15 protein-coding genes and 1 riboswitch are annotated in these 16025 nt (G+C 64.1%); of the genes, 10 read left to right on the top strand and 5 right to left on the bottom strand.

Annotated elements, in window-relative coordinates; genetic code table 11:
- Window positions 1-5: 5 nt before the first annotated feature.
- From ACWGPT_RS05785 to ACWGPT_RS05765, 5 genes are all read right to left on the bottom strand, one after another.
- Window positions 6-1058 carry a sulfate/molybdate ABC transporter ATP-binding protein gene (locus tag ACWGPT_RS05785; RefSeq protein WP_452604644.1) on the bottom strand — a complete coding sequence of 351 codons (1053 nt, stop codon included), beginning with the start codon at window positions 1056-1058 and terminating at the stop codon, window positions 6-8.
- Between the two features lie 11 nt (window positions 1059-1069).
- Window positions 1070-1939, bottom strand: a complete 870-nt coding sequence (cysW, locus tag ACWGPT_RS05780; RefSeq protein WP_452604643.1) for a sulfate ABC transporter permease subunit CysW — start codon at window positions 1937-1939, stop codon at window positions 1070-1072.
- Window positions 1932-2789, bottom strand: a complete 858-nt coding sequence (gene cysT, locus ACWGPT_RS05775) for a sulfate ABC transporter permease subunit CysT (RefSeq protein ID WP_452604642.1) — start codon at window positions 2787-2789, stop codon at window positions 1932-1934. Before cysT ends, cysW begins: the two co-directional genes overlap by 8 nt.
- A 15-nt stretch (window positions 2790-2804) precedes the next feature.
- Window positions 2805-3830, bottom strand: a complete 1026-nt coding sequence (locus tag ACWGPT_RS05770; protein ID WP_452604641.1) for a sulfate ABC transporter substrate-binding protein — start codon at window positions 3828-3830, stop codon at window positions 2805-2807.
- Between the two features lie 233 nt (window positions 3831-4063).
- Window positions 4064-5797: an SLC13 family permease gene (locus tag ACWGPT_RS05765; protein WP_452604640.1), complete on the bottom strand. Its 1734-nt coding sequence runs from the start codon at window positions 5795-5797 to the stop codon at window positions 4064-4066.
- A gap of 164 nt (window positions 5798-5961) precedes the next feature.
- Between ACWGPT_RS05765 and ACWGPT_RS05760 the strand changes: the two genes are divergently transcribed.
- The 10 genes from ACWGPT_RS05760 (at window position 5962) to ACWGPT_RS05715 (ending at window position 16011) form a co-directional block, all read left to right on the top strand.
- Window positions 5962-6426 carry an Lrp/AsnC family transcriptional regulator gene (locus tag ACWGPT_RS05760; RefSeq protein WP_452604939.1) on the top strand — a complete coding sequence of 155 codons (465 nt, stop codon included), beginning with the start codon at window positions 5962-5964 and terminating at the stop codon, window positions 6424-6426.
- Window positions 6427-6599: 173 nt separating this feature from the next.
- Window positions 6600-6761 carry a hypothetical protein gene (locus ACWGPT_RS05755; RefSeq protein WP_452604639.1) on the top strand — a complete coding sequence of 54 codons (162 nt, stop codon included), beginning with the start codon at window positions 6600-6602 and terminating at the stop codon, window positions 6759-6761.
- Between the two features lie 137 nt (window positions 6762-6898).
- On the top strand, window positions 6899-7357 hold the full coding sequence (locus ACWGPT_RS05750; RefSeq protein ID WP_452604638.1) for an RrF2 family transcriptional regulator: 459 nt from the start codon (window positions 6899-6901) through the stop codon (window positions 7355-7357).
- A 37-nt stretch (window positions 7358-7394) separates the two neighbouring features.
- Window positions 7395-8753, top strand: a complete 1359-nt coding sequence (locus ACWGPT_RS05745) for an FAD/NAD(P)-binding protein (RefSeq protein WP_452604637.1) — start codon at window positions 7395-7397, stop codon at window positions 8751-8753.
- A gap of 151 nt (window positions 8754-8904) precedes the next feature.
- Window positions 8905-9510, top strand: a complete 606-nt coding sequence (locus tag ACWGPT_RS05740; protein ID WP_452604636.1) for an NAD(P)H-dependent oxidoreductase — start codon at window positions 8905-8907, stop codon at window positions 9508-9510.
- Window positions 9511-9533: 23 nt separating this feature from the next.
- Window positions 9534-10883, top strand: coding sequence for an LLM class flavin-dependent oxidoreductase (locus ACWGPT_RS05735; protein ID WP_452604635.1), 1350 nt, complete (start codon window positions 9534-9536; stop codon window positions 10881-10883).
- 21 nt (window positions 10884-10904) lie between these two features.
- Window positions 10905-11753, top strand: a complete 849-nt coding sequence (locus ACWGPT_RS05730; RefSeq protein ID WP_452604634.1) for an ABC transporter permease — start codon at window positions 10905-10907, stop codon at window positions 11751-11753.
- 29 nt (window positions 11754-11782) lie between these two features.
- Window positions 11783-12787 carry an ABC transporter substrate-binding protein gene (locus ACWGPT_RS05725; protein WP_452604633.1) on the top strand — a complete coding sequence of 335 codons (1005 nt, stop codon included), beginning with the start codon at window positions 11783-11785 and terminating at the stop codon, window positions 12785-12787.
- On the top strand, window positions 12756-13556 hold the full coding sequence (locus ACWGPT_RS05720; protein ID WP_452604632.1) for an ABC transporter ATP-binding protein: 801 nt from the start codon (window positions 12756-12758) through the stop codon (window positions 13554-13556). The genes ACWGPT_RS05725 and ACWGPT_RS05720 overlap by 32 nt, the downstream gene beginning before the upstream one ends.
- A gap of 207 nt (window positions 13557-13763) precedes the next feature.
- A riboswitch (cobalamin riboswitch) is annotated at window positions 13764-13978 on the top strand.
- 170 nt (window positions 13979-14148) lie between these two features.
- Complete coding sequence (locus ACWGPT_RS05715) at window positions 14149-16011, top strand: TonB-dependent receptor domain-containing protein (RefSeq protein WP_452604631.1); 1863 nt, start codon at window positions 14149-14151, stop codon at window positions 16009-16011.
- Window positions 16012-16025: the final 14 nt, after the last annotated feature.

The raw sequence follows: 16025 nt of genomic DNA, 5'->3' as shown, positions 1-16025 counted from the left end.
TGTCGTCAATCGGTACGCGCCGGCTGCGCATGGGGGAATATCCCCCAGTGCCTCGGCCTGAACGAGACGGCTGTCTTGAGGGCCGCAGGATGGTCGAGCGCGACATCCACCTCGACGCGGTGGCGCCCGCCGCCGAGTTCGATCTCGACGCGCCGCGCTCCCGCCAGCCTGCGGCTGCCGACGACCACGCCGCTCATGCAGCCGCCGCAGCCCTCGAGAAGCTCGATATCGTGGGGCCTGAAGAAGAGCGTCGCGGGGCCTTCCGTCTCGGCGCGGATGCCGATCGGGCGGTCGTCGAGCCAGATGTCGCCATTCTCCACCCTGACCGGCAGTTCCGACGCCTCTCCGATGAAGCGGTGGACGAAGGGCGAGCCCGGTCGGTCGTAGACGTCGTCTGCCGAGCCGACCTGTTCGATGCGGCCCTGGCTCATGACGACGACCCGATCGGCGAGTTCCAGGGCTTCTTCCTGGTCGTGGGTCACGAAGACCGTGGTGTGGCCGGTCCGGTCGTGAAACTCCCTCAGCCACCGGCGCAATTCCTGGCGCACCTTTGCATCCAGCGCGCCGAACGGTTCGTCGAGAAGCAGTATCCGCGGTTCGATCGCCATGGCGCGCGCGAGCGCCACCCGCTGCCTCTGGCCACCGGAGAGCTGGTTGGGGTAGCGCTTCTCAAGGCCCGAGAGGTGGACCATGTCGAGGAGCTCGCTGACGCGAGAGCGGATCTCGCTTGCAGGGGGACGCGTCGCGGCCGGGCGCACCTTCAGGCCGAAGGCGACGTTTTCGGCAACGGTCATATGGCGGAAAAGCGCATAGTGCTGGAACACGAATCCGACGTTTCGTTCCTGGACGCTTCGACGGGAGGCATCCTCGCCGCCGAAGAAGATCTGTCCGCTGCTCGGTTCGTCGAGGCCGGCGATCAGCCGCAGAAGCGTGGTCTTGCCGGAACCGGACGGCCCGAGAAGGGCGATCAGTTCACCGGAACGTATGTCGAGGGAAACGTCGTCCAGGGCAGGAAAGCGGGCGAATTCCTTGCGGACATGGTTGATTGAAACATCCATGAGGTGGCCTTTCAATGACGGCGGCCGCCGACGCTGCCCGCGCCGTACCGCATTTCCAGAATGGTCTTCAGTGCGAGCGTGACAAGCGCGAGCGCTGCCAGGAGCGAGGCGACGGCAAAGGCGGCCAGCATATTATACTCGTTATAGAGGATCTCGACATGGAGCGGCATCGTGTTGGTGAGGCCGCGAATATGGCCCGACACGACCGAGACGGCGCCGAACTCGCCCATGGCGCGGGCGTTGCAGAGCAGGACCCCATAGAGCAGGCCCCACTTGATGTTCGGCATCGTGACATACCGGAACGTCTGCCAGCCGGAGGCGCCGAGCGAGAGCGCCGCCTCCTCGTCACCCGTTCCCTGATCCTGCATCAGCGGGATGAGTTCACGCGCGACGAAGGGAAATGTCACGAAGATCGTTGCCAGCACGATGCCGGGTACGGCAAAGAGGATCTCGATCCCGTGGCTCTTCAGCCAGGGGCCCAGGACGCTCTGGCTGCCGAAGAGAAGGACGTAGACGAGGCCGGAAATCACCGGCGAGATCGAGAAGGGAAGGTCGATCAGCGTGATCAGGAAGGCCTTCCCCTTGAACTCGAACTTGGCGATGGCCCATGCCGCCGCGACCCCGAAGACGAGGTTGAAGGGCACCGCAATCGCCGCCACCGTCAGGGTAAGGCGGATTGCCGCAAGCGCGTCCGGCTCCGACAAGGCCTCCCAGTAATCCCACACGCCGCCCCGGAACGCCTCGATGAAGACGATGATCAGGGGCACGAACAGGAAGATCGCCAGAAAGGCCCCGGCGAGGGCGATGAGCAGCACCTTCGTCAGACGGGTCTCGTCCGTCGGGCTGCGGAAGGAGGATCGTGTAATCGACCGGTCAGACATGGCCATATCTCCTTCGGCTCCACGCCTGGATCAAGTTGATGAGAAGGAGCATGGAGAAGGATATGACGAGCATGATCGTGGCGATCGCCGTCGCTCCCGCATAGTTGAACTCCTCGAGCCGGATGACGATGAGGAGCGGTGCGATCTCCGAGACGTAGGGTATGTTCCCGGCGATGAAGACGACGGATCCGTACTCGCCGACGGCGCGCGCGAAGGCGAGCGCGAAGCCGGTCAGGACGGCAGGCGCGAGGCTCGGCAGCAGCACCTTGAACACGGTCTGCCTGCGGCTCGCCCCGAGGGTGGCCGCCGCCTCCTCGACCTCACGATCAATCTCCTCCATCACCGGCTGCACGGTACGCACCACGAAAGGCAGGCCGATGAAGATGAGCGCGATGGTGATCCCGACCGTCGTATAGGCGATGCGGATGCCGAACGGGGTGAACCAGGAGCCAATCCATCCCTGCGGCGCGTAGAGCGTCGCAAGCGCGATACCGGCGACCGCGGTGGGCAAGGCGAACGGAAGGTCGACCATCGCATCGATCAGCCGGCGTCCGGGGAATTCGTACCGCACCAGAACCCAGCAGATCAGGACGCCGAAGACGGCGTTGACGGTGGCGGCAATGAGAGAAGTGCCGAAGCTCACCCGGAGCGCTGCGAGCGTACGTTCGTCGAGAAGGATGGCAAGGAACTCTCCCCAGCTTAGCGAACTCGATCGCCAGATCAGGCCCGCGACCGGAATGAGGATGATGAGCGAGAGATAAGCGAGCGAGAAGCCGAGCGTCAGTCCAAAACCTGGAATGATGCTCGGCTCCTTCAATCGCCACCCCGCGGGAGTGGCAGATGAATTCATCCAGTCGTCGCCTCCTCAGCGCGCGGGCTTGTAGATCTGGTCGAAGATGCCGCCGTCACCGAAGTGCTCGGGCTGTGCCTTCTTCCAGCCTCCGAAAAGCGGGTCGTCGATGGTGACCAGCTTGATGTCCGGCAAGGCCTGCAGGAGGTCGGCCTGCACGACTTCGCGCTTGGACGGACGATAGAAGTGCTTGGCAGCGATGTTCTGCCCCTCGTCGGAATAGAGGTATTCGAGATAGGCTTCCGCGACCTTCCTCGTGCCCTTGGCATCGACATTGGCGTCGACGACCGCGACCGGAGGTTCGGCGAGAATGGAGATCGGCGGCACGACGATCTCGAAGGCATCCTTGCCGAATTCCTCGCCGGCCAGGTAGGCCTCGTTTTCCCAGGCAAGAAGGACGTCGCCGATCTGGCGCTGGGCAAAGGTGACGGTGGAGCCGCGGGCGCCGGAATCAAGCACCGGGGTCCGGCGGAAGACTTCGGTGATGTATTCCTTGATCTTCGCCTGGTCGCCCTTGAACTCCTCGTTCGCCCAGGCCCAGGCGGCGAGGTAGTTCCATCTGGCGCCGCCGGAGGTCTTCGGGTTGGGCGTGACGATCTGAACATCACCCTTCACCAGGTCCCCCCAGTTCTGGATGTTCTTCGGATTGCCGGTGCGCACGAGGAACACGATCGTGGACGTGTAGGGGGAGGAGTTGTTCGGCAGGCGCGTGCGCCAGTCGGCATTGATCTTCCCGCTGTTTTCAACGATGGCGTTGATATCGCTTTCCAGCGCCAGCGTCACCACGTCGGCTTCAAGGCCGTCGATCACCGAGCGTGCCTGCTTGCCGGATCCGCCGTGCGACTGCTGGATCGTCACCGTCTCGCCTGCCACTTCCTCGTAGTGCTTGGCGAAGGCTGCGTTGAAATCCTTGTAAAGCTCGCGCGTCGGATCGTAGGACACGTTGAGGATAGTCGTCTCCGCCATGGCGGACGGCACGGCAGCAAATGATGCAAGCAGGCTGAGCGCGGCAACGCCGAATATTCGAACGGATGTGGACATGATTGCTCCCTCCTTAGGATGGGATCAGACTACCTTCGAGGTAGACTAAGTCAACGAACCCGACGCAGAGAAGAAAAGTGTTTCACTCGGGCACAACCGCGCGCAACGACCGGATTATACAGGTTACCATCTCCGGTACGATAGCGACGTCCTTCCGCTCACATACGCAACAATCATCTCACCAGATCGGCCGATTTTGAAGCCGTCGAATGTTTTTTAGGGTGGCCCGAGCGCTACCAGTAGAGCACGAGAACGATTCCCGCGGTCAGGAATGCCGCCAGCGAAACGGGCCACCCGAGACGCAGGAAATCCCGGAAGCGGTAGTGTCCAAGGCCGTAGGCGAGGGTGTTGTTGTGGTGGCCGAACGGCGTGAGGAAATCGCACGATGCCCCGACCGCGACGGCCATTACCAGCATCTGCGGCGAAAGCTGCGCCGCCTGCGCCAGCTCGGTGGCGATCGGCGCCAGGATCGCCACGGTCGTGACGTTGTTGACGAAAGGGGTGATGGCCATGGCCAGGGCGAGCATCAGGAAGACCGAAAGCAGCGGCATCGAGAACGGCAGGTGGTCGGTCATTGCGGTGGCGATCGTGGTCGCCGCTCCGGTCGTCCCGACCGCTTCCCCGAGGGGGAGCATGGCCGCGAGGATGACGATGATCGGCCAGTTCAGGTTGCGAAGCGCGGCCCTGATGTCCAGGTGCCCCGTGAGGCAGAGGACGGCGACCACCCCGCCAAGGGCTATTGCGGGCGAGGCGATGCCGCAGGCCGTCAGGACGACGCCGGCCGCGAACACAAGAAGCGGCGTGATTCCCGCCGTCGATTCGCCGACGCCCGTATTGTCGGCGACCTCGACAAGTTCGTTATAGGCGATGAACGACGCAATCGCGCCCTCGTCGCCCTCGAGCAGGAGGATGTTTCCGGCCCGGAAGGGCAGTTCCTCGAAGGGCCCTTCGAAACGGGCGGGCTCACCTTCCACCTGGAGAATTTCCACGACCGTGTCGTCGAGATCCTGTGCGGCCATGGAGGAACCGGCGAGGAGGCTGTGCGGCATGACGACCGCCCTTGCACGACGTCTGTCGCCGGAGCCTCCCCGCCGCGAATAGACAACCTGTCCCGCGTGCAAGGCCTTGCCCAATGCGGCCGGCTCGGCCTCGACCAGCAGGCGGTCCGCCGGGAGAAGGGGGGTATCCGGTCTGAGGGGGAATATGCGGCGTTCGTCGCGGATGATATTATGGACCTGCCCGTCGAGCAGGTTCTCGAGGTCAGCCACCGTCGATGGCGACTTGTCCGCAGCGGAGGGCCGCAGCTCCGTCATGGTCCGCAGCAATGCGGGAGCTTGTTCCGCAGGGCGTTCCTCGGGCTCGCTCAGGAGCGTGCGGGGGAGCCAGAGCGCGATGACGAGCAGGCCGACGATCGTTACGGCGAGGCCGGTCGGTGCAAAATCGAGGAAGGCGAAGCCTTTCTCGCCCGCCTGCAGCAGGAACTCGCCCGAAAGAAGGTTGGCGGGCGTACCGATCGGCGTCAGCAGGCCACCCATCAAGGTGGCGTAGGAGAGCGGCAGGAAAATCCATCGTGCCGGGACCTTCCCGCTCGCCATGATGGAGAAGCATGCCGGCAGCATGAGGGAAAAGGCGGCGATGTTGTTCATCACGCCGGAGAGGCATGCGACGACGACGCATAGGGCCATGACCTGCCAGAGAGGTCGGCCGAGCCGGCGGTTCACCCATTTCCCGATTCTGTCGAACACGTGGCTCCTGCCCAGCGCATGCACGATGAGAAGAACTTCCAGCACCGTGATGACGGCAGGATTAGCGAGACCGGAAAAGATGCGGTCCGCGGGAACAAGGCCAAGGGCCGCGCCGATGACCAGTCCGGCAATCGCGACATTGTCGGCCCGAAAGCGATCGCTCGCGAATGCCGCCATCAGACCCGCCAGCAGGACAATGATCAGGATTTGGCTCAGGGTCACGCCGGCAAATCGTCCCTTCAATTCTCGGAGGGGAGACAATAGACCAAGGCGGCCCCGTCGCAACACCGGCAGATTCCGTTTCAACCCATAATCTACCAATTCAGTAGACATTGAATATTTTTCGGGTAGCCTTGGTCACCATCTCTAAGGATGGAGCATCCATGCTGGACCTCATCGACCGGAAGATCATCGCCGAACTGCAGCGGGATGCGACGCTTTCCGTGGCCCAGATCAGCGAGCGGGTGGGCCTTTCCCAGACCCCGTGCTGGAAACGGATACAGAAGCTCGAGCAGTCCGGCGTCATCCTCGGACGCGTGGCGCTGGTCGCTCCCGAACATATCGGGCTCGGGCTCACCGTCTTCGTCGCGATCGAGGCCGCCGATCATACGCCGAGCTGGCGGGAGGAATTCTCCCGTACCATCGCCAGCCTGCCCGAGGTGATGGAAGTCCATCGCATGGCGGGAGAGGTGGACTACATGCTGCGGGTCGCCGTTGCCGACATGGCCGCCTACGACGCCTTCTACCAGCGCCTGACGGAAACGGTGATGCTGAAAAACGTCACGTCACACTTCGCCATGGAGAGGATCAAGAGTTCGACCGCCTATCCGCTCGACACGCTGAACAGGTAGCGGCTTCTCTTTGAACACGGAAAAGAGAAGAGAACTTTTCCCCGCGAGCGGAGTTTTAGAATTCACATCGTCCACCTGAGAGGTAGACTTAGTCATAGTACGTTGCAGCCCTAGTCAGACCTCGTGGCCCCGGAGGCGGACTTTCGCCCGGCCACCCAAACGGAGATGACGACATGAACGGCGGTATGAAAAAGATGGACAAAGCCCTGGCCTGGGCCGCGTTCCTTGCATCCTATCTCCTCGTCTGGCTCATGATCTCCATGCCGATGGAGCGTCAGCCGCACGAAGTGACCGAATCGAGGGCAGTTGTCGCAAGTCTTGGCGTCGAGAATTAAGCAAACCTGACAATCCAGCCTTCGCTTGGAAGCAAGGAGTGCTACGATGCGTCGATCCACTGGCATAGATCGAACACGCCGGCTATATGATGGAGAAACATTCTCTTTTGATACTGTCCGAAAGGAAATTCCATTCCATGCTTTCGATGAAAGGCAAGTACGGGCTCAAAGCTCTGTACCACCTTGCCGGACTGCCTCCCGGAGCCATGGCCCAGTCAGTGGAGATCGCCGAGAAGTACGCGATCTCGAAGAAGTTCCTCGATGCCATCCTGGCGGACCTTCGACACAGCGGATTCGTGCAAACCCGGAAGGGGCGCGGCGGAGGTTACTGCCTGACGCGTTCCCCGGATACGATCATGGTCGGTCACGTCCTGCGCGTCCTCGACGGCCCGCTCGCGCCCATTCACTGCGCCAGCCGGACGGCCTATCACCGGTGTCGCGACTGCCCGGACGAAAACGCCTGCGCGGTGCGGTTGACCATGCTGGAAGTGCGCGAGGCGATCGCCGACGTGCTGGACAACAAATCTTTGACGGCAATGCGCCAAATGGTGGAGGACGAGGCTCCGGATCTGGAGCAGGTGCTGGCGACGTCCTGACGATCGGCCTTCACCGGGCAACCTGGGAGGTGGGCCGATGACGCTGCATGTAACCATTATCGGCGGAGGAGCGAGCGGAACGCTCGCCGCCGCCCACCTGCTGCAGCGGCGGCTCACACCGCAAAGGCTGCGCATCACCATCGTGGAGGCTCGGGAGGATGTCGGCTGCGGCATAGCCTATTCCACCGACCAGAGTTCCCACCTGCTCAACACCCGCGTCAACAACATGAGCGCGTTCGCCGAGGATCCCGGCCATTTCAGCCGCTGGCTGGATCGGCAGGGCGAGGGCCCGAGCAGCGGGCTCGAGTTCGTTCCCCGCATGACGTACGGGCGCTATCTCGCCGATCTCGTCGCGCCGGACTGCGCGTCCTCCTCCGTGCCGCGGCTGCGCATCCTGCAGAAGGAATGCGTCTCGCTTCGCGTCCATGAGCATGGGGTCGAGGTCGCGCTTTCGGACGGGAGCGTGCTTCCCTCCCATTTCGCCATCCTCGCAACCGGCTTCTGCAGGGACGACCGGAAGGTCTCCGGCCTCGAGGACCCCTGGGCCCGGCCGCACGACCGCGATCCGTTAGAGCCGGTCGTCCTCGTCGGAACCGGGCTGACGATGATCGACATGGTGCTGTCCCTGCTGGACGCCGGCCAGAGCGGTCCCATTTACGCCGTCTCGCGACGGGGACTGCTGCCGCAGCCTCACCGGGTAACGAAGCCCCTGAAGCTTTCGGTCGCGGATATACCCATCGGCTCCAGTGTCACCTACATGCTGCAATGGCTGCGGACCACGATCCGCGCTCACGAGGCGGCAGGTGGAGACTGGCGCGACGTGATCGACGGGCTGCGGCCGCACACGCAGTTGCTCTGGCGGCACCTGCCGCCCGAGAGCCGGCAGCGTTTCCTGCGGCATCTCTCCACCATGTGGGACACCCACCGCCACCGGATGCCGCCGTCGTCAGCTGCGCGGATCGCCGAAGCACAGGCCTCCGGTCTTCTCCACATCCTCAAGGGCCACTTCCAGGGCGCGGAGCGGACAGCAACCGGAACCCGTGTGTCCTACCGTCCTTCCGGGCAGCATAGGCCGGCCGTCCTCGAAGGGTCCCATGCCATCGATTGCAGGGGTTTTCGCCGGCTGTCCTTCCCGACCCCGAACCGGTTGCTGCAATCTCTTGCCGACAGCGGGCTCGCACGTCTCGATCCGCTCAATCTCGGGCTCGATTTCGACCATCAGGATGCGCTGGTCGACCAGCAGGGGCGCAGCTCCGCCCGAATCTTCGGTATAGGCCCGATCACGCGAGGCACGCACTTCGAGATCACCGCCGTGCCGGACATCCGGGTACAGGCGGGACGCCTTGCCGCGCTTCTGCTGGGTACGCCCGGCCTATCCGTCTCCGCAAGTGCCTGAATAAGCCGGAGAAGGGGAGATCGTTTCTCCTCTTCCCGCCTCGTCGCACGCTAAGGCTCTTCTCTTTTCCCCTTCAACTACGAAATGGACGCCAAGGCACCTCCACTAATAGTCTATCTACACAGTAGACTGATCCTCAGGAGGTGCTTCCATGTCCAGACTAGAAATCCTCGGCCTCGCCGGCAGTTTCAGCGTCCCATCCAAGACCCGGCGCCTCGTGGAAGAGGCAGTTGCGCGGACGGTTGCCCGTTTCGGCGGGCGTTCGAAGGTGATCGATCTTTCCCAGCTCGGGCCGGATTTCGGCGGGGCGCGTGACCTTCGTGATCTGACCGGAGCGGGAAGCGATGCGGTCGATCACATCATAGAGGCGCGCGCGCTCGTGATCGGGACGCCTGTCTACAAGGGCAGCTACCCGGGCCTCTTCAAGCACCTTTTCGACCTTCTGGATCCGTCAGCGCTTGCCGGAAAACCGGTACTGCTCGTCGCCACTGGGGGAGGCGACAAGCACGCGCTCGTCATCGAGCATCACCTGCGCCCGCTCTTCGGGTTCTTCGAGGCGCAGACCCTTGCGACCGGCGTCTATGCCTCCGAGCGCGACTTTGCCGGCGGCGAGATCATCTCGCCCTCCCTGACCGCGCGCCTCGACCGGGCCGTCGGCCAGTTCGAACCGTACCTGAGGAAGGAGAGGGACCTCCCGATCGCCACGCGGATCGAACGCTGGCGCAGCCCCGCCGAAGCCCTCGCCACCAATTCCTGAAATCCGAGACCGGAGACACGACCATGACACGACAGATCAAGCTTGGCGCCTTTCTTCCCGGCGGCGGACAGCATATCGCCTCCTGGCGGCACCCCGACCAGCCGGCCGATGGCGCCACGAACTTCGAGTTTCACAAGCAGCTCGCGCTTACCGCCGAGCGGGGTCTCTTCGACGCCTATTTCCTCGCCGACGGGCTCGCGGTCTCGTTCGGTGGGACCTCGGAAGGTGGAAGCGCTAAGGTGGCGGGTCTCGAGCCGGTGACGCTGTTTTCCGCACTCGCGCCGCTCACCACCCATCTCGGCTTCATTGCGACGGCCTCCACCACCTACGAGGAGCCCTACAACCTCGCACGCAAGTTCGCCTCGCTCGACCTCATCTCCGGCGGCCGGGCCGGCTGGAACGTCGTGACGACGGCAACCGAGGCTGCCGCGCACAATTTCAATCTCGATCAGCAGCATCCGCACGCCTTCCGCTATTCCCGCGCGAAGGAGCACGTCGAGGTCGTCAGGAAACTCTGGGACAGTTTCGAGGACGACGCGTTCATACGCGACAAGGAAAGCGGCTCCTTCTACCATTCGGAGAAGCTGCACGGGGCAGATCACCTCGGCCCGCACTTCAAGGTCCGGGGACCGCTCAACGTTCCGCGCTCGCCCCAGGGGCATCCGGTCATCGTCCAGGCAGGCCAGTCGGAGGATGGGCGAAGCCTTGCCGCGGCAACGGCGGAAGTCATCTTCACCGCCCACCAGCGCCTCGACACCGCCCAGGAATTCTACCGTGACATCAAGTCCAGGGCCGCGGGGCTCGGTCGCGATCCCCGTCACGTGCTGGTCATGCCCGGCGTCTCGCCCTTCGTGGGTCGGACCGAGGAGGAGGCGCGCGAGAAATACGAACGCCTCACCAGCCTGATTCTCGAACAGGACGGGGTCGGGCTCCTGAACGGCCTCACGGGCGGGACGCTCGACCTTCGGGGCTACGATCTCGACGGGCCGCTGCCGCCGGCCCCGCCGACCGAGGGGATGAAGAGCCGGCAGGCGCTGATCCGGCAGATCGCCGACGAGAACAACTTCACGATCCGCCAGCTCTACCAGTGGGTCGCGTCGGCCCGCGGGCACTTCACCGTGGTGGGTTCGGCGACGCAGATCGCCGATACGCTGCAGGAATGGTTCGAAAACGAAGGCGCGGACGGCTTCAACATCCTGCCGCCGTGGCTGCCGACCGCGCTGGACGACTTTGTCGACCTGGTGATCCCGGAACTGCAGCGGCGCGGACTGTTCCGGACTGCCTACGAGGGGCGGACGCTGCGCGAGAACCTCGGCCTGCCTTTCCCCCAGAACCGCTGGGCGCTCGCGCGCCAGTCGCAGGCGGCCGAGTAGGCGAACCGAGGAGAAGCAGTCATGTCCATCATTCAGTCGGAAGACACGGGCGCCTATCGCCCACCCGGTCCCGCCGTTCCGTCGCTGGGAAAGCCGGTTGCCGCAACGGCGGCCGGACTGACGCGGCTTGCGAGCCGCTACGGCCTGCTCGTCGGCTTTCTCGCCTTCTGGCAGGTGGCAAGTGAGGTGGGGTGGCTGAACCCGGCCGTCTTCCCGCCGCTCGATACCATTTTCGCCGCCCTCTGGCGGGGATTGGCGGGTGGCTTCCTCCTGGACGACATCGCCATCAGCCTGCAGCGCGCCGGCATCGCGTTTGCGGCAGCGGTCGTCATCGGCATCCCGCTCGGATTGTTCATGGGGCAGGTAAAGGCGGTCGAGCGCAGCCTCGACCCGATCCTCCAGCTCTTCCGGCAGACCTCGGCCCTTGCCCTCTATCCGGTCTTCATCCTGCTCCTGGGACTGGGGGAGGCCTCCAAGGTCTTCGTGATCTTCTGGGCGACCCTCTTCCCGACCCTGCTCGCCACCATCGGCGGGGTGAAGCAGGCGGATCCGAAGCTGATCGAGATGGCCCGAGTCTATGGGGCGTCGCGGCTGACGATCTTCCGGCGGGTGGTCCTGCCGGGCGCCGTGCCGTCGATCTTCGTCGGACTGAGGCTGAGCGCCACGACCGCGCTTCTGCTCCTGATCGCGGCCGAGATGATCGGCGCGAACAGCGGTGTCGGCTTCCAGGTCATGAACGCCCAGTACAATTTCCAGATCCCGCTGATGTTCGCCGCCATCTTCCTGCTCGCGATCCTCGGGCTCGGTGCGAACTACGCCCTCGAACGCGTCCAGCGCAGGCTCTGCCGCTGGAACGAACTGAACCGCTGATCCACCTCATCACGCAAAGGCTCACGATCATGAACATTACCCGCAGACATCTCTCCCTTCTCGCCATGCACACCGCGGTGGCACTCTTTGCCAGCACGGCACTCCTGAGCGGCGCCCAGGCGGCGGAAGAAACCAGGCTTCGCTACCTCGCCAGCCACGGCGGCGTATCGGCGCATGAACTGGCGCAGGAACTCGGGTATTTCGAGGGCACCGGCGTGGTCCTGGAAAACATCGGCTATGCCGGAGGAGGGCCGGAGTCCCTCTTCGCGCTGGCGTCCGGCAGCGCCGATATCGGCAGTGCCGCCACCGCCGCGGTCATCAACTCGATCGCCGGAGGAAACGACTTCGTCGCGGCCTATCCGAGCAACGGCATCAACGACCAGGTCCAGAGCATATTCTACGTCCTGGAGGAGAGCCCGATCCGCTCCGTCAAGGACATCGCCGGCAAGACGATCGCGGTGAACACGCTGGGGGCACATCTCGACTACACGATCCGGGAAGCGCTCCATGCCGAAGGACTGCCCGAGAACGCCGCGAGGCTGGTCGTCGTGCCCGGGCCGCAGCTGGAACAGGTCCTGAGGGCCGGGCAGGTCGACGTGTCCGCCTTCGGATACTGGCAGACGACGTTCGAGGGCGCGGCGCGCAAGACCGGCGGGCTGCGGGCCATCTTCGACGATACGGACGTGCTGGGCGAGATCGCCGGCGGCTTCGTGGTGCTCAGGCGCGACTGGACGGAGGAGCATCCTGAAGCCGCGAGGACCTTCGTCGAAGCCTCCGCCAAGGCTCTGGATTTCGCTCGCGAGAACCCGGAAAAGACCGAGGAGATCCTCGCGCGGGTGCTGAAGGAACGAGGCGAAAACCCGGAAATCGCCCAGTATTTTGCCGGCTATGGCGTGAGGCCCGGCGGGCGCGCCGTCGAGCGTGACCTGCAGTTCTGGATCGAGGTGCTGGAACGCGAAGGAAAGCTCGGCAAGGGGCAGCTCTCGGCATCCGACATCCTCTATGCACCCCAGACACTGGCGAGCGGAGGCTGATCGTGGAAGCTGTCGCACACCGCCGCGGGAGGTTTCCATACGAGGCCTTTCCAAGTCCTTTGCCCTCAATGGCCGTGACCTGAGCGTCCTGAGGGGGATCGATCTCGATGTCGGCGCCGGCCAGTGCGTGGCGATCGTCGGGGAGAGCGGCTCGGGCAAGACGACGCTGCTTCGCATCCTGGCGGGACTGGAGGCCGCCGACGGCGGGGACGTGTTGATCGACAACGCCCCCATTCATGGCGTGGGGGCGGAGCGGGCGGTGATCTTCCAGGAGCCACGGCTGTTGCCGTGGCTCACTGTGAGCCAGAACGTCACCTTTCCCCTGGAAGTGCGCGGACTGCCGGCCGCCGAGGCGCTCCAGCAGGCGCGCCGGTACCTGCGGCTGGTCGGACTGATCGAGTTCGCCGATGCCTATCCGGCCCAACTCTCCGGGGGCATGGCGCAACGGGTCGGCATTGCCCGGGCGCTCGCGGTCCAGCCGGAGCTCCTTCTTCTCGACGAGCCGCTCGGTGCGCTCGACGCCATGACGAAGATGACCATGCAGGAGGAACTCGCGCGGATCTGGGAGGAGGAGCACGTGACCATGGTCCTCGTCACCCATGACCTCGAGGAAGCCATATACCTCGCCGACAAGGTGCTGATCCTGCCGAAGCAGAAGGGGACGCTTGTGAGGACGATCGATGTGGACCTACCGCGCCCGCGCGATCGCGGCCATCCCCGGTTCGTCGCGCTGCGCCAGTCGCTGCTCGCCGAATTCGGCCTCCACTAGCCGGACACAAAAAACAGCCGGGCCGGCTGCATGCTCCTCCCCAGCGGCCTCGGCGCGGGCGCAAGACGCGATCTTGCGCCCGCCGCACCGCCTTGAGGTGCCGGCCGACGTCGCCTTCCTCAAGCTTTCCCCGCCATCGGACCTGAACCCGCCGGAGAGTACGGCCGGCGTCGACAGACGTCGTTGACCGGGGGCGAGAGTTCCACTAGTCCTGATCCCGGATTTGGCTCCGCCGAGAGGTGGATTAAATGGGAACACGGTGCGGCTTCTTCGGAAGCCCAGTCCGTGACTGCCCCCGCAACTGTAACCGTCGAGCCAGCCTCCACAATGCCACTGCCTTCTTCCTTCGGGATGGATGCGGGAAGGCGGGGGCGACGCGATGACACGGAAGTCAGGAGACCTGCCTTATCCGGTCACCCATGTCTGAACGCGGGGCGCGTTCGGGCGCGGCCGTCCGTAGCGGTGACAACTTGAAGAAGTTGCCGCGTGCGGAGGCCGTCCGGGTACCATCCTCGACGTCCATTCCCAGATTTCAGGTCCGCCTGCGGTGCGAAGTTGGCAATGTGCTGCGTGCACGTAGACTGGGGCTGAAATGCGTAATTTGAGAGTAATTGGCGCGGCAATCCTGCTGAGCGCGCCCGGAGGGGCCCATGCTCAGGACGGGATTGAAACCGCGAACCAGGCGACCACGCTCGAGACGATCGTGCTGACCCCGCTGAGGCGCGAATCAGCGCTCGCCTCCGTCACCTCGACCGTGACCGTCATCGATCGAGAGGAAATAGACCGGTCGGCGGCAGCCGATCTTCCCTCGCTCCTGAAGGCGTATCCGGGCGTTTCGATCAGCCGCTACGGGGGGCAGGGCGCGGTGGCGGACGTTTCTCTACGGGGCATGGGCGCCAGCCAGACGCTCGTCCTGATCAACGGCATCCGCAGCGCGTCCGCTACCAGCGGAACGACACCGATCTTCAACATCCCCTTGAGCGCCATCGAGCGGATCGAAATCGCCAAGGGCGGCCATTCGGCGCAATACGGCGCGGACGCCATCGGCGGGGTCATCAACATCATCACCAAGGACGGCACCGGGTGTGCCGACGGCCGGTCGCAGTGCTCGTCCGTCACCACCGGGATAACCCATCCCTGGGGCGGCTACACGGACCTCAGCACGCGCGGGCTGACGGATAGCGGACTGAACTACTTCATCGGCGGGCAGGTCCTCGGTACCCAGGGCTACGATTTTACCACCCCGCTCGCATGGGGACACGAACCGGACGACGAGGGTTTTCTCCAGGGCTCTCTCAATCTCCGCCTCTCGCAGGATTTCGACTGGGGAAGGCTCTATGCCGACGGTCTCTATTCGCGCGGACGATCGCAGTACGATGCGCTCGCTCCCGAGGACAACGAGGTCGATGTCACAACGTTCGCCGGCAAGGTCGGCGTTCGGGTCGATCACGATGAGAGCTGGTTCTCCACCCTCGAGACGACCGTTGGCATCGACGACGCCTCAAACTTCCGCGACGGCGTTGCCGGTCGCCGCGATTTCACGACGCGGCGCTACGGAATACTAGCCTCCACGCAGAAGACCTTCGATCTGCCCGACTACAGCCACGTGCTCGGCGGCGGTGTCGAAGTCTACCGCGAGGAGGTGTCGGCAACCACGGACTACAGCGTGACCGAACGGGATCTTGGGGCGGTCTTCGCCCAGTACGGGTTCGAATACGACGACTTCAACCTGAACGCCGGCATTCGCCACGACCGCAACGAACAGTTCGGCTCGGCAACCACGTGGAATGCCGGCATGAGCTACGAGGTGATCGACGATCTGGTCCTGCGTGCATCCGCCAGTACCGGCTTCCGCGCCCCGACCTTCAACGATCTCTATTATCCCGGTTTCTCCAATCCGGACCTGAAGCCGGAAAGGTCGCGCTCCTACGAACTGGGCGCACTGTGGCAGGTCGGCCCGGAGACGAGCCTCGACGTCGCCTTCTACCAGACATGGCTTAAGGACGCGATCGCCTCCAGCCCGCCGACCTATGTTCCGCTCAACATCGCGCGGGCAAAGGTCACGGGCGTCGAAGCCGTGCTTGCACACAGGTTCAACGATCAGTGGAGCGGCAAGGCGACCCTCGACATCCGTTCGTCGAAGAACGAGGAAACCGATAAATACATCCCCTATCGGGACCGGCTGAAGGCGACTGCAGAGCTTCTGTTCACGCCGACGGAGAAGCTGGAACTCAGCGGCAAGCTCCTCTACGGTGCCAAGCGCTATGCCGATGCCGCCAATACGGTCGAGTTGCCGAGCTATGTGACGTTCGACATTTCCATGATCTACACGCTCGACGAGCAGTCGCAGATCAGGCTGGCGGTCGAGAACGTGCTGGACAGGGAGTACCAGACGATCACCGACTATCGCGCTCCGGGCCGGACGTTCAACCTGAGCGTCACCCGTTCCTTCTGAGCCATCGGACAACT

The sequence above is a fragment of the Pseudorhizobium sp. NPDC055634 genome (genome assembly GCF_053618655.1).
Note: the sequence above shows the minus strand (reverse complement) of the source record. Positions and strands in the feature narration are given on the sequence as shown.